12 protein-coding genes are annotated in these 12495 nt (G+C 49.7%); 4 read left to right on the plus strand and 8 right to left on the minus strand.

Features of this window, described 5'->3' with window-relative positions:
• The 4 genes from pssA to ilvB form a co-directional block, all read right to left on the minus strand.
• Positions 1–746 (minus strand): CDP-diacylglycerol--serine O-phosphatidyltransferase (pssA, locus tag ACTBZS_RS07035; protein ID WP_463043699.1); only part of this gene is annotated, 746 nt, incomplete at its 3' end.
• 207 nt (positions 747–953) lie between these two features.
• Complete coding sequence (ilvC, locus tag ACTBZS_RS07040) at positions 954–1970, minus strand: ketol-acid reductoisomerase (protein WP_463043683.1); 1017 nt, start codon at positions 1968–1970, stop codon at positions 954–956.
• 85 nt (positions 1971–2055) lie between these two features.
• On the minus strand, positions 2056–2547 hold the full coding sequence (ilvN, locus tag ACTBZS_RS07045; RefSeq protein WP_022653759.1) for an acetolactate synthase small subunit: 492 nt from the start codon (positions 2545–2547) through the stop codon (positions 2056–2058).
• Positions 2548–2562: 15 nt separating this feature from the next.
• Entirely contained in the window at positions 2563–4323 is a 1761-nt protein-coding gene (gene ilvB / locus ACTBZS_RS07050; protein WP_460430286.1) for a biosynthetic-type acetolactate synthase large subunit, read from the minus strand.
• Positions 4324–4825: 502 nt separating this feature from the next.
• Between ilvB and ACTBZS_RS07055 the strand changes: the two genes are divergently transcribed.
• A complete protein-coding gene (locus ACTBZS_RS07055) occupies positions 4826–5329 on the plus strand; it encodes an RDD family protein (RefSeq protein WP_463043684.1) in 504 nt (167 codons plus the stop codon).
• A gap of 76 nt (positions 5330–5405) precedes the next feature.
• On the opposite strand, the gene dut is transcribed toward ACTBZS_RS07055, so the two are convergent.
• Both dut and coaBC read right to left on the minus strand, forming a co-directional pair.
• Positions 5406–5858 carry a dUTP diphosphatase gene (gene dut, locus ACTBZS_RS07060; RefSeq protein WP_460430284.1) on the minus strand — a complete coding sequence of 151 codons (453 nt, stop codon included), beginning with the start codon at positions 5856–5858 and terminating at the stop codon, positions 5406–5408.
• 9 nt (positions 5859–5867) lie between these two features.
• Positions 5868–7058 (minus strand): bifunctional phosphopantothenoylcysteine decarboxylase/phosphopantothenate--cysteine ligase CoaBC, encoded by a 1191-nt coding sequence (gene coaBC, locus ACTBZS_RS07065; protein WP_463043685.1) that lies wholly within the window; start codon positions 7056–7058, stop codon positions 5868–5870.
• A gap of 210 nt (positions 7059–7268) precedes the next feature.
• Between coaBC and ACTBZS_RS07070 the strand changes: the two genes are divergently transcribed.
• Positions 7269–8426 carry a L,D-transpeptidase Cds6 family protein gene (locus ACTBZS_RS07070; RefSeq protein ID WP_463043686.1) on the plus strand — a complete coding sequence of 386 codons (1158 nt, stop codon included), beginning with the start codon at positions 7269–7271 and terminating at the stop codon, positions 8424–8426.
• Complete coding sequence (locus ACTBZS_RS07075) at positions 8426–9670, plus strand: L,D-transpeptidase family protein (RefSeq protein WP_463043687.1); 1245 nt, start codon at positions 8426–8428, stop codon at positions 9668–9670. The genes ACTBZS_RS07070 and ACTBZS_RS07075 overlap by 1 nt, the downstream gene beginning before the upstream one ends.
• Positions 9671–9735: 65 nt before the next feature.
• On the opposite strand, the gene ACTBZS_RS07080 is transcribed toward ACTBZS_RS07075, so the two are convergent.
• Together ACTBZS_RS07080 and ACTBZS_RS07085 are read right to left on the minus strand one after the other, a co-directional pair.
• Complete coding sequence (locus ACTBZS_RS07080; RefSeq protein WP_460430280.1) at positions 9736–10071, minus strand: ComEA family DNA-binding protein; 336 nt, start codon at positions 10069–10071, stop codon at positions 9736–9738.
• Between the two features lie 114 nt (positions 10072–10185).
• Positions 10186–11007, minus strand: a complete 822-nt coding sequence (locus ACTBZS_RS07085; protein ID WP_463043688.1) for a cytochrome C assembly family protein — start codon at positions 11005–11007, stop codon at positions 10186–10188.
• Between the two features lie 132 nt (positions 11008–11139).
• On the opposite strand from ACTBZS_RS07085, the gene ffh reads away from it, so the two are divergent.
• A complete protein-coding gene (gene ffh / locus ACTBZS_RS07090) occupies positions 11140–12495 on the plus strand; it encodes a signal recognition particle protein (RefSeq protein ID WP_460430278.1) in 1356 nt (451 codons plus the stop codon).

Consider the following 12495-nt stretch of genomic DNA (forward strand, 5'->3'; position numbering starts at 1 on the left):
AGATGTGTATAAGAGACAGCCATACACCATAGGCTGTAGCCATACCCCGAGAGGCCATACAACACAAAAAAGCCGAATAACACCAGCGGGGGTTTTGAGACTAATAACAAGATGGCCAACACCAACAGCAACAATGCCATAAATGGCACTTTTTGCCGGACATTAATTTCTTTAAAACTGTAAAAGCGTGTATTGACCACCATCGATAAACCAGCAAAGGCGGTAAATCCCAAGGCCAACCACGCCAGCCACTCCACATCAACATGATATTCATGGCAAATCCACACCAAACCTGCCACTAACGCAGCGGCGGCGGGGCTGGGTAGGCCAGTAAACCAGCGTTTATCCGCTGTCCCTACCATCGTGTTAAAACGGGCAAGCCGCAGGGCGGCACCTGCACAGTAAATAAAAGCCACCATCCAGCCCAATTTGCCCAAATCTTTTAATAGCCATTCATAGACAACGAGAGCAGGGGCCACACCAAAGCTGACCATATCGGAAAGGCTATCAAATTCAGCGCCAAACGCGCTTTGGCTATGAGTTAAACGAGCCACCCGTCCATCTAGGCCATCTAGCACCATCGCGATAAAAATCGCCACAGCGGCCACCTCAAAGCGGTTGCTCATTGCTTGCACAATGGCATAAAAGCCTGAGAATAAAGCGGCAAGGGTGAATAAATTGGGAAGTAGGTAGATACCCTGCCGGCGCAGGGTCAGTTTTTCGGGCTTGTTGTAAGGTGCTTGCATAAGTTTCGCGGAAGGCGTAGGAAAAAATGCTGTGTCTGATGGATCAGGAAAAGTCCATAACCGTGCCACAGTCACACGCAATGTATCATCGTTTGCCGCTAAGGCGATAGCGATGTGCACGTCCTTTGCCATGCAACAAAGAAATATCAGATAGCCGCAATGACAAACGGGAGCCTAAGCTCCCGTTTCTTGCTGTCCAAACAAAGATTAGTTCTTCGATTGGTCAACCAGTTTGTTTTTCGCAATCCAAGGCATCATGGCGCGCAACTGAGCACCCACTTGTTCGATTGGATGATCAGCAGTCAAACGACGACGAGCGGTCATGCTTGGATAGTTGGTCTTGCCTTCGAGGATGAACATTTTCGCGTATTCGCCGGATTGAATGCGATACAGCGCTTTTTTCATCGCTTCTTTGGTTGCAGGGGTAATCACCTCAGGGCCAGTCACATACTCACCATACTCGGCATTGTTGGAGATGGAGTAGTTCATGTTGGCAATGCCACCTTCGTACATCAGGTCAACAATCAACTTCAGTTCGTGCAAGCACTCGAAGTAGGCCATTTCTGGTGCATAACCGGCTTCAACCAAGGTTTCAAAGCCCGCTTTGACCAATTCCACTGCACCACCGCACAACACAGCTTGTTCGCCGAACAAGTCGGTTTCGGTTTCTTCACGGAAGTTAGTTTCGATCACGCCACCTTTGGTACCACCGTTAGCAGCAGCATACGACAGAGCGATATCGCGAGCCTTGCCAGAATGATCTTGATAAACAGCGATCAGGGTTGGCACACCACCGCCTTTGACATATTCAGAACGCACGGTATGACCTGGGCCTTTTGGTGCGACCATGATCACGTCCACGTCTGTTGGTGGCACGATTTGGTTGTAGTGAATGTTGAAACCATGAGCGAATGCCAATGCCGCCCCTTTTTTCAGGTTCGGAGCAATGTCATTGCGATACACATCAGGCTGCGATTCATCAGGCAACAGAATCATCACCACATCAGCTTTTTTCACTGCATCAGCCACTTCTTTCACTTTGTGGCCAGCGGCTTCTGCTTTTTTCCACGAAGCGCCGTCTTTACGCAGACCAACGATCACGTCCACGCCGGAATCTTTCAAGTTTTGTGCGTGGGCATGGCCTTGTGAACCGTAGCCAATGATGGCCACTTTTTTGTCTTTGATGATCGACAGATCGGCGTCTTTATCGTAGTAAACCTTCATGCTATCTCCAGAGCGGGATGAGGCCTGCACAGTGTTGGCGCCACATCCCAAGTGTTAAGGGGTTAAAGCAAGGCAACAGTGTGCCTTAGATTTTCAAAATGCGCTCGCCACGACCAATACCCGAGGCACCGGTACGCACGGTTTCTAAAATCACCGTGCGGTCGAGTGCTTCGATAAAGGCGCCGAGTTTTTCACTGGTACCGGTGAGCTCGATGGTATAGGTTTTTTCCGTCACATCGATGATGCGGCCACGGAAAATATCCGCCATCCGCTTCATTTCTTCGCGGTCTTTACCAGTCGCACGCACTTTAATCAGCATCATCTCGCGTTCGATGTGATCCGATTCGTTCAGATCAATCACCTTCACCACTTCAATCAGCTTATTGAGCTGTTTTGTGATTTGTTCAATCACATCATCAGAACCGTGAGTGACAATGGTCATCCGGCTGAGCGTTGCGTCTTCCGTGGTGGAAACGGTCAGGGAGTCGATGTTATAGCCACGAGCGGAAAACAACCCCACCACGCGGGACAAGGCACCGGCTTCGTTTTCAATCAAAATGGAAAGAATGTGTCGCATTGTGAAGGCCTTTGCTTAGCACAGATTACCGTAGTCGCGGTCACCATCACCGCCACCGTTATTGCGCATATGCGGAGGCAAGTCCATTTCGTCCAACCCTTTGCCGTTACCAACCATTGGGAAGACGTTAACTTTTTGATCCGTCATAAAGTCAAAGAACACCAAACGTTCTTTGTACTTGCTGCTAAAGAATTCTTTCAACACCGGTTCAACATCGGCCGGTTTTTCAACACGAACCCCGACATGGCCATAAGCTTCTGCCAACTTCACAAAATCGGGCAGCGCATCCATGTAAGATTCCGAGTAGCGATTGCCGTAGAAGAATTCTTGCCACTGCCGCACCATGCCTAAATAGCGATTATTCAGGTTCACAATTTTCACAGGGGTGTGATATTGCTTGCAGGTGGACAATTCTTGAATGTTCATTTGAATCGAGGCTTCACCAGTAATACATGCCACTGTCGCCTCTGGATTGGCCAACTGAGCCCCCATGGCAGCAGGCAAACCAAAGCCCATCGTGCCTAAACCACCGGAGTTAATCCACTGTTTGGGTCGATCAAACTTGTAGTATTGCGCAGCAAACATCTGATGCTGACCGACATCAGACGTAATGATGGCTTGGCCATGGGTCACTTCCCACAGTTTTTCCACCACATATTGCGGTTTGATAATCTCTTGGTCTTGCACATACAACAACGAATTTGGCTTACGCCATTCTTCAATCTGTTGCCACCAAGCTTCCAAAGCGATGGAGTCGATGTGGACATTGGTTTGACGAATCAAAGCCAACATTTCATGCAGCACGTCTTTCACATTGCCGACGATAGGAATATCGACTTTAACGCGCTTAGCAATCGAACTCGGGTCGATATCGATATGAATGATTTTCTTAGGTACGGCCAAGAATTTTTCTGGCACCGACACCACACGATCATCAAAACGCGCACCAACGGCAATCAGCACATCACAGTTTTGCATCGCCATGTTAGCTTCATAGGTACCGTGCATCCCCAACATACCGACAAATTGACGGTCGGTAGCAGGATAGGCGCCCAAGCCCATCAAGGTGTTGGTACAAGGTGCATTCAACAGGCGCACTAAGTCGCGGACTTCTTCGCACGCATCAGCCAATACCGCACCACCACCCACATAGATAAATGGACGTTTGGCTTCGCTGATTAAGCTGACTGCTTTGCGAATTTGGCCGGGATGACCACGACCAGCGGGAACGTAAGAACGAATGCTGACTGATTCTGGATAGTTGAACTCGGTCATCGCCTGAGTCACATCTTTTGGAATATCAATCACCACCGGACCAGGACGGCCGGTTTGCGCGATATAGAAAGCCTTTTTAAAGGTTTCTGCCAATTCATTGACATCACGCACTAAGAAATTGTGTTTGACGCATGGACGGGTAATCCCAACCATGTCCACTTCTTGGAAGGCATCTAAACCAATCGCGGGAGTGGCCACTTGGCCGGAAATCACCACCATCGGAATCGAGTCTAAATAAGCTGTTGCAATCCCTGTGACCGCATTTGTCGCACCTGGGCCTGAGGTGACCAGCGCAACCCCAACCTTTTTGCTGGAACGCGAATACCCATCGGCAGCATGGACAGCTGCCTGTTCATGCCGAACCAACACATGCTTGAATTTATCTTGTTGGAAAATCGCGTCATAAATTTCCAGCACTGCGCCGCCTGGGTAGCCGAAAACAAATTCGACGCCCTCTTCTTGAAGGCAGCGCGCAACGATTTCCGCGCCCGAGATCTTCATGATGTATACGTGAAACCACAGTCTAGTGAGACTGGGGAGGCGAGACGCAGACCGTATATTGCCTGTGCCTTGGCCGATAATGCCTCTGTCACGTTTTCCTTTCGTCTTTGGCCAAAGGGTTAATCCGAATAGTCAAGAAGTGTGCGGCATTTCACCGCGCTGGACGATATTGGTCGTCTACAAGATTCGCACGTGCCGGTTAGGGGCGAATATAGGTGGGTCAACCGAACAGGGGTCGGGTCGCGTCCACAGCCCTGATGGGGCCGTGGCGGATTGACGCCAGCCTTGAGATTGGGTAGTCCACAGATTCTATCTGCTGCGGACAGGCGAAGGTAGCCTATATGACAAAACTCGGTCAAGATTTTTGTGCGCGTGCAGCATCAAAATCTGTTCTGGCATCGGGCGAATAGATTGCACCGCGAGTTTTTGCAAACCCCGTTAAAATGCGACCTTCTTTTTCATAAGCCGATTTGAAAGTAGGGCAATGGAACAAAACATCACCATGGCAGGAATCTGGCGGCGGTTGGGCAGTCTGCTGTATGAAGTGCTGCTGTTATCAGCATTGATTTTATTTGCGGGGGTGGCTTTTCAACCGTTGTTTGCTTGGTTAGGTCAAGAGACTTGGTTGGAATGGGTGTTTCGACTGTACTTATTAGCCGTGTTGTATGGCTATTTTACTTGGTGCTGGCGTCGTGGCGGGCAGACCCTTGCCATGAAGACATGGCGTTTACGATTACAGCGACAAGACGGCTATCCCATCGATATCAAAACAGCTGGCCTCCGCTTTGCGATTGCAGCGATTTTATTGATTGGAATTCCGGCGATATCGTATTTAGGTTGGAAAGCACGATTGCCGTTTAAGTCAGCCGTGTTTGCTGCATTGAGTTGGTGGGCGTTGCCCTATTTATGGAGTGTGTGGGACAAAGACAGACTGTTTTTGCATGATCGTTTGGCCGGAACCGTACAGATGTACGAGCCCCGCCCACCCCGACCTCCACGGCGTTAAGACCAAGCGTGTTGCACCAGCAAAAGCAGGCACGACACCCTCAGTTTATCCAACGCCATGCTTGTTGATACCCGTTTTAATGACTGCCAGTCGAACCAAAACCGCCTTCACCTCGCTCGCTTGCCGCAAAATCATCCACCATACGGAATTCTGCTTGCATCACCGGCACAATCACTAGCTGTGCAATTCGCTCTAACACTTGGATGGTGTACGGTGCCGAACCTCGATTCCACACCGACACCATCAATTGCCCTTGATAGTCAGAGTCAATCAATCCGACCAAGTTACCCAAGACAATGCCATGCTTATGCCCCAAACCAGAACGCGGCAAAATCATCGCTGCATATCTCGGATCGGCGAGATGAATCGCCAGTCCAGTGGGTATCAACGCTGTTTCCCCTGCGGCTAATACCAAGGGTTGTTCTATCGCGGCACGTAAATCCAAACCGGCAGACCCTGTTGTTGCATAGGCCGGCGGAGTATCGTGCAAACGGGCATCTAAAATTTTGACATCCACTTCTAAAGTCATGGTATTTCCTTAATGTTGTGAAGTAGCAGGTAACATCTGTGCAATGTGCTGCACAATCGCCCATGCCACCTCTGATTTTTCCATGCGTGGCATCGGATGTTGGCCTGCATCATCTAACAGCACAATTTCATTATCATCAGCTCCCATCGCAGTCTGCGCTAAATTCGCCACCAACAACGGTAACTTTTTCCGTTGTCGTTTCGCTTCGGCAAATTCCAAGACATTACGGCTCTCTGCGGCAAAACCCACACAAAAAGGCGCATCAGGGCGGGCGGCGATGGTAGCTAAAATATCGGGGTTTTCAAGCAAACTCAGGGTGGGTACACCCTCATGCTGTTTTTTGATTTTGTGCTCGTGGTACTCGGCAGGGCGATAATCTGCAACGGCAGCCACCGAAATAAACACATCTTGTCCTGCTAACGACTGTTCCACTGCGGCTAACATCTCACGAGCTTGCCGGACAGCAAGCGTATGCACCCCAACGGGCTCGGTTAACGCCGTTGGGCCAGACACTAATGTGACTTCGGCCCCCGCATCACGACAGGCACGCGCCAAGGCATACCCCATCTTACCGGAGCTGATATTGGTAATACCACGGACAGGGTCGATTGGCTCAAAAGTCGGGCCGGCGGTTAACAACACCTTTTTTCCCGCCAAGATTTTAGGTTGATGACAACCTTGCAACAGATCGAACAGCTGGGCGGCTTCTAACATACGCCCATCCCCCACTTCACCGCAGGCTTGTTCACCATGAGCAGGCCCAAACACTTGCACGCCATCTGCTCGTAACTGTTGCACATTACGTTGATTGGGTGGGTTTTCCCACATCTGACGGTTCATTGCCGGTGCTACAACCAATGGGCAAGTGCGCGCCGCCGCCAGTGTCGAAATCAAATCATCACAGCGTCCCTGTGCCAAACGCGCTAAACAATCAGCAGTGGCCGGTGCAATTAAAAACACATCGGCTTGGCGACTCAGCTCAATATGGGCCATTGCATTCTCTGGCCGTGCATCCCATACATCGGTAAAGACCGGATGTCCTGACAATGCTTGAAAAGTGGTTGGGCTGATAAAATGGGTTGCCGCCTCGCTCATCACCACCCGGACCTGATGCCCTGCCTTCACTAATAAGCGCACCAACTCACAGCTTTTATAAGCGGCAATTCCGCCGGTCACACCAATCAAATAAGACTTTGCCATATTGCACCCCTATTTCTGACATCAAAAAGAAGTCGATTCTAACGCAGCTATTTTGTGCTGATGAGGACTATTGATTTTGTATAGCCAATCACCAAATCTATTATTTGGCATCATCCGTTTGAATTGATGTGGTGATTGTCTTAACTTTATTGGTACAATTAAAAAGTTTGCGCTATTGCGCTTTAAGGCCTGTGATTTCTCATGATTGTGATGCGTCGAATTTCTCTGTCTCTGGGTATAGCGGCTACGGCTCTGATGCTCTGTGTCACGCCTGCGCATGCTGATGAATCAGCAGAAATTGATAAATTGTTGCGGCAGGGGCAAACCGCTCAAGCATTACAACGCGCTAATCAATGGCTGACACAACATCCAAAAGATTTAAAAGTTCGTTTTCGTAAGGGCGTTATTTTAGCCGACCAAGGCCGCTTAAATGAGGCGATTCTACAATTTGCTGAATTAAGCCGCGATCATCCTAACTTGGCCGAGGCACGCAATAATTTAGCCGTGTTGTATGCCGCACGTGGTGAATTTGATAAAGCACAACGCGAATTAGAACAAGCTATTGCTTCTCATCCCGCCTATGCCACAGCACACCGCAATTTAGGTGATCTCTATGAACGGATGGCTAAACAGGCTTACGATAAAGCGTTAAACCTCAATAAAACAGCCCCCTCAGCCACAGAAAATAATTTATCGCGGTTGGCATTGATGCGTGGGTTAGCCAGTGAAAGCAACCCTCCACAAATCGCACGTTTGGCCGCTGCCACGCCAACACCTGCCGCCACTCCACCAGCGAATAAAACTGTTGTAACACCGCCCCCGACCACCACGCCAAGTACAACGGTCAATAATCTGGCGCCATTACTGAAATCACCGCCTGCCCCACCTGCCACGGCAAAAGCTGAAGCGCCTGCAGTAAAAGCAGAACCCGCGAAGACCGAACCTGCCAAAGTTGAACCTAAACCCACAGCAGTAAAACCGAGTGCAGAACCTGCTACTCCAGCCGTAAATCCCGCACAGCAAGCAGAAGAGCAAGCTGCGATTGCTGCATTAAGAGCATGGGCAGACGCATGGGCGGCAAAAGATGTGAATCGTTATTTAACTTTCTATGCCCCAGCGTTCCGTACGCCTAAAGGTGAAAGTCGTTCGGCATGGGAGGCCAGTCGGCGGGTAAGAATTGATAAACCAGGGCAAATAGAAGTTGAAATTTTGCAACCTGTCGCGAAAACTATTGCAAAAGACCAAGTTGAAATTCGTTTCCGTCAACGCTATCGCTCATCCACTTTCTCTGCCAACAGTGCAAAATCAGTGCTGATGACTCGTCAGGCTGGAAAATGGCAGATTCTTGAAGAATCCGTAGGACGCTAATGTTGAGAATTGCCCCTCTTATCCATTTCTTTGTCTTGCTGTGGATTGCGGTCTTTGCCGCGCCGGTTGGCTCGATGAGCGCGTTGCCAATGGATGTTATCCGCACCATACGCGAAGAACCCAACTTGCAAGGTGAAGGTAGCTCGAGCAATCTCGAAGCACTGGTAGTCCAAAGCCTAAAATCCATTCGGCAACAACGGTTTGATGATGCACTTGATCTGATCGATCGGGCATTAGATATCAACCCTTCTTTCCGCTTGGCGCAAATGATTAAGGGCGATTTGTTGCTGGCGCGGGCGCGTCCATTAGAAAGTTTGGGAAATGTCAGCGATGCCCCACCCGACGCAGTAGAAGACCTGCGGCGTGAAGCATTTGTGCGGCTCGCACGTTACGAGGCCCCGCCTCCAGTCAACTTGGTCCCCGATGCACTGTTAGAACTGTCACCTCAACAAAAATATGCAGTATTGGTTGATACAGGTCGCTCCCGCGTCTATCTGTTTGAAAATCGCGATGGCAACCCACGCTATATCAGTGATTACTACGTCACCATCGGTAAGTTAGGGACAGAAAAACAAAAAGAGGGCGATAAACGTACCCCTTTAGGGGTTTACCATGTCACCCGCAGCCTCGACCCCGATACCCTGCCTGATCTGTATGGCGATGGTGCCTACCCTATCAATTACCCCAATGCGCTCGACCGTAAATTTGGCCGCACTGGATATGGGATTTGGTTGCACGGTTCGCCCAGCGATACTTACAGCCGTCCACCACAGGCCAGTGATGGCTGTGTTGTCCTGACCAATCCTGACATCGTCGATCTCGGAAAACGCATCCAAGTTGGTTTTACACCTGTGGTAATTGCCCCAAAAGTCAACTGGGTCAAAATGTCCGAACGTGAGATTTTACGCCGTGAGTTACAAGAGCAAATTGAAACATGGCGCCAAGATTGGGAAAGTCGTGATATGGGACGTTATTTGTCGCATTATGCCGAACAGTTCTGGAGTGATGACGGCAATTTCAGCCAATGGCGCGAACAAAAACAACGGGTCAACCAAGGGAAATCGTGGGTTAAAGTTGAACTCAGCAATCTGAGCATTCTCCGCTATCCAGCAGCACAACCGATGGTTGAAGTAAGCTTTGACCAAAATTATCAAAGTAACAACCTCAAACAGGTAACTCGCAAACGTCAGTATTGGGTGAAACAAGATCAAGACTGGAAGATTGTTTATGAGGGCGCTGGTTAAACTCAACCCCATCAGACAAACGGCCCGCCATCGCGAGCCGTTTTTTTATGCTCAACTTACTGCGTTTATTTCTTCACTTGGGCTTGTGCTGCAGCAGGTGTTGCCGCAGGGGTGGCGGCAGCCGGTTTAACAGCGGCAGGTGCTGCGGCAGGTTTGCCCACGGACAGTTCAGCCTTCATTTTCTCAATGGATTTTTTCCCAAAGCCATCTACTTTTTCCAAGTCTTCGAGGCTTTTGAAAGGACCATTTTTGCTGCGGTAGTCAATAATCGCTTTTGCTTTCGCTGGCCCAATCCCTGTCACGCTTTCTAACTGTGCTTGGTTAGCAGTGTTGAGATCAACAGCGGCCCAAGCGGACTGAAAAGCGCATGCGGCAACCAGCATCAAAAACCATTTTTTCACGATGTACTCCTCAAAAATGCCATTCATAAACTGAACAGTGGACAAACGGGATGAATTGCAATACATATCATGCCCAAGGCGTAATTTAGCGTTTAGCACGATGTTTTGCAATCCTTATTGCATGATAAATTCCAAAACAATCTTTGATCCAATATAACCCAACAACAACACCACACTACCGCCGAGTGTCCATTGAGCGGCATAGCGACCACGCCAGCCATAGCGCACACGACCAGCCAATAGCGTGGCAAAAGTCAGCCATGCACAAAGTGATAAGACATTTTTATGATTGAAGGTAAACGGGCGATGGAAAATATATTCAGAAAACAGCGCCCCAGACAGCACGGTAAGGCTGAGTAAGAAAAACCCGCTCCACAACACACGGAATAACAGCTTTTCCAGTGTTAACAGCGGCGGGACGTGTTGTAAAAACCGCATACCACGTTTTTGATGCAACAGTCGCTCTACCGTCAACATCAATACAGCTAACAACGCCGCAAGGGTAAACAGGCTATAAGCAAATAGCGCCACTAAGACATGCAAGGCAAAAGGCAGCGAGGGGGGTAGGTGGGGGAGGGGAGCCGCAGGCAGGACAATCCCCAACAACACACCAAGGGCTGCGGACAGAAACAACAGAATCTGCACCCCTTCAAGGCGGTGGAAAAACGCTGTCACCCAATAAATCAATACCACTAACCACATCACTAATGAAATCGATTGGCCCACGCCAAGGTGCATCCACCAACTTTCATCACCGGCACCAAGACTCAGCGCATGACTGAACAATGCCGCCGCTAAAGTGGTTTGTTCGGCCAGCCGCATACTGGCGGTCAGCGGTTGGCGTTGTCCTTGCCAGCGGACAAAAAAGTAGCGGCTCATTAAGAGATATAACAAGGCTGCCGCAGCAGCCAACAAGGTAAAAGCAGAAAAAGGCATAGTGACAACCAGCAGCCAGCCAACTGCGCGCGGTGAAATGCGGCGGCATTTTGGCCTATGGGTTAAAATAGAAACTTTGCCAAGTCTATACCAAACCCTTCTGGCGTTGGCATCTCACGAAGGACATTCCCGATGCTCGACAATCTGACAAACCGACTTTCCGGCGTCATTAAAACGTTACGAGGCCATGCGCGCCTTACCGAAGACAATATCGCCGATGCCATGCGTGAAGTACGCATGGCGCTTTTAGAAGCCGATGTTGCCTTACCCGTAGTGAAAAATTTTGTTGCCAGCGTAAAAGAACGCGCACTGGGTCAGGAGGTGATGGGCAGCCTGACACCAGGTCAAGCCATTATCGGCGTGGTGCATGAAGAACTGGTCAAGCTGATGGGGGCACAAAACGATGCTCTGAATTTGGCTGCCGTTCCACCAGCCATTATCTTGATGGCAGGTTTGCAGGGTGCCGGTAAAACCACCACTGTCGGTAAACTTGCCAAACTACTCAAAGAAAAACACAAGAAAAAAGTGTTGGTGGTGTCGGCAGACGTCTATCGCCCAGCGGCGATTGAACAGTTACAAACCCTCGCCAAACAGCTCGATGTCGAGTTTTTCCCCTCAGATCCAAGCCAGAAGCCTGTCGCGATTGCACTGGCCGCAGTTGATCATGCTAAACGGCATTTCTTTGACGTGTTATTAGTCGATACCGCCGGCCGTTTGGCGATTGATGCAGCAATGATGGAGGAAATCAAAGCCCTTCATGCCGCGTTAAATCCGGTGGAAACCCTGTTTGTGGTTGATGCCATGCAGGGTCAAGATGCGGTGAATACGGCACAGGCGTTTAACGAAGCCTTGCCATTAACCGGTGTGGTATTAACCAAACTCGATGGTGACTCGCGTGGTGGGGCGGCGCTCTCGGTGCGCCATGTCACCGGCAAACCGATTAAATTTATTGGTGTTGGCGAAAAATTAACCGGTTTAGAACCATTCCATCCAGAACGGATGGCCAGCCGTATTTTGGGCATGGGTGATGTGCTGTCGCTGATCGAAGACGTGCAAAAAGGCATGGATCAGGCCGAAGCGCTCAAGATGGCAAAGAAGCTGAAATCGGGTAAGGGTTTCGACCTTGAAGATTTCAAAGCCCAAATCCAACAGATGCGAAAAATGGGCGGTATGGTCAGTTTGATGGAAAAAATGCCCGGCCAGCTAGGCCAACTCGCCAAAGGGGTGCAAGGTGCTGAAGCGGATAAAGCAGTCAACCGCATCGAGGGCATTATCAATTCGATGACCCGAGAAGAACGTGCCAAACCCGATTTAATTAAAGCCAGCCGTAAACGCCGGATCGCTGCGGGCAGCGGGGTCACCGTGCAAGAGGTCAACCGTCTGTTAAAGCAGTTTGAAGAAACTCAAAAAATGATGAAGCAGTTTACTGCTAAAGGCGGTATTTCTAAGTTAATGCGTGGAATGAAAGGCATGCTGCCAGGCATGTAA

This window comes from Aquaspirillum sp., assembly GCF_055136605.1.

Excerpts from the sequence above, each read along its gene's own strand:
- ilvB (WP_460430286.1), bottom strand. The coding sequence starts at position 4,323 with ATGAAGATCTCGGGCGCGGAAATCGTTGCGCGCTGCCTTCAAGAAGAG.
- ilvN (WP_022653759.1), bottom strand. The coding sequence starts at position 2,547 with ATGCGACACATTCTTTCCATTTTGATTGAAAACGAAGCCGGTGCCTTG.
- ACTBZS_RS07085 (WP_463043688.1), bottom strand. The coding sequence starts at position 11,007 with ATGCCTTTTTCTGCTTTTACCTTGTTGGCTGCTGCGGCAGCCTTGTTA.
- ACTBZS_RS07075 (WP_463043687.1), top strand. The coding sequence starts at position 8,426 with ATGTTGAGAATTGCCCCTCTTATCCATTTCTTTGTCTTGCTGTGGATT.
- coaBC (WP_463043685.1), bottom strand. The coding sequence starts at position 7,058 with ATGGCAAAGTCTTATTTGATTGGTGTGACCGGCGGAATTGCCGCTTAT.
- ffh (WP_460430278.1), top strand. The coding sequence starts at position 11,140 with ATGCTCGACAATCTGACAAACCGACTTTCCGGCGTCATTAAAACGTTA.
- ACTBZS_RS07070 (WP_463043686.1), top strand. The coding sequence starts at position 7,269 with ATGCGTCGAATTTCTCTGTCTCTGGGTATAGCGGCTACGGCTCTGATG.
- ilvC (WP_463043683.1), bottom strand. The coding sequence starts at position 1,970 with ATGAAGGTTTACTACGATAAAGACGCCGATCTGTCGATCATCAAAGAC.
- dut (WP_460430284.1), bottom strand. The coding sequence starts at position 5,858 with ATGACTTTAGAAGTGGATGTCAAAATTTTAGATGCCCGTTTGCACGAT.
- ACTBZS_RS07055 (WP_463043684.1), top strand. The coding sequence starts at position 4,826 with ATGGCAGGAATCTGGCGGCGGTTGGGCAGTCTGCTGTATGAAGTGCTG.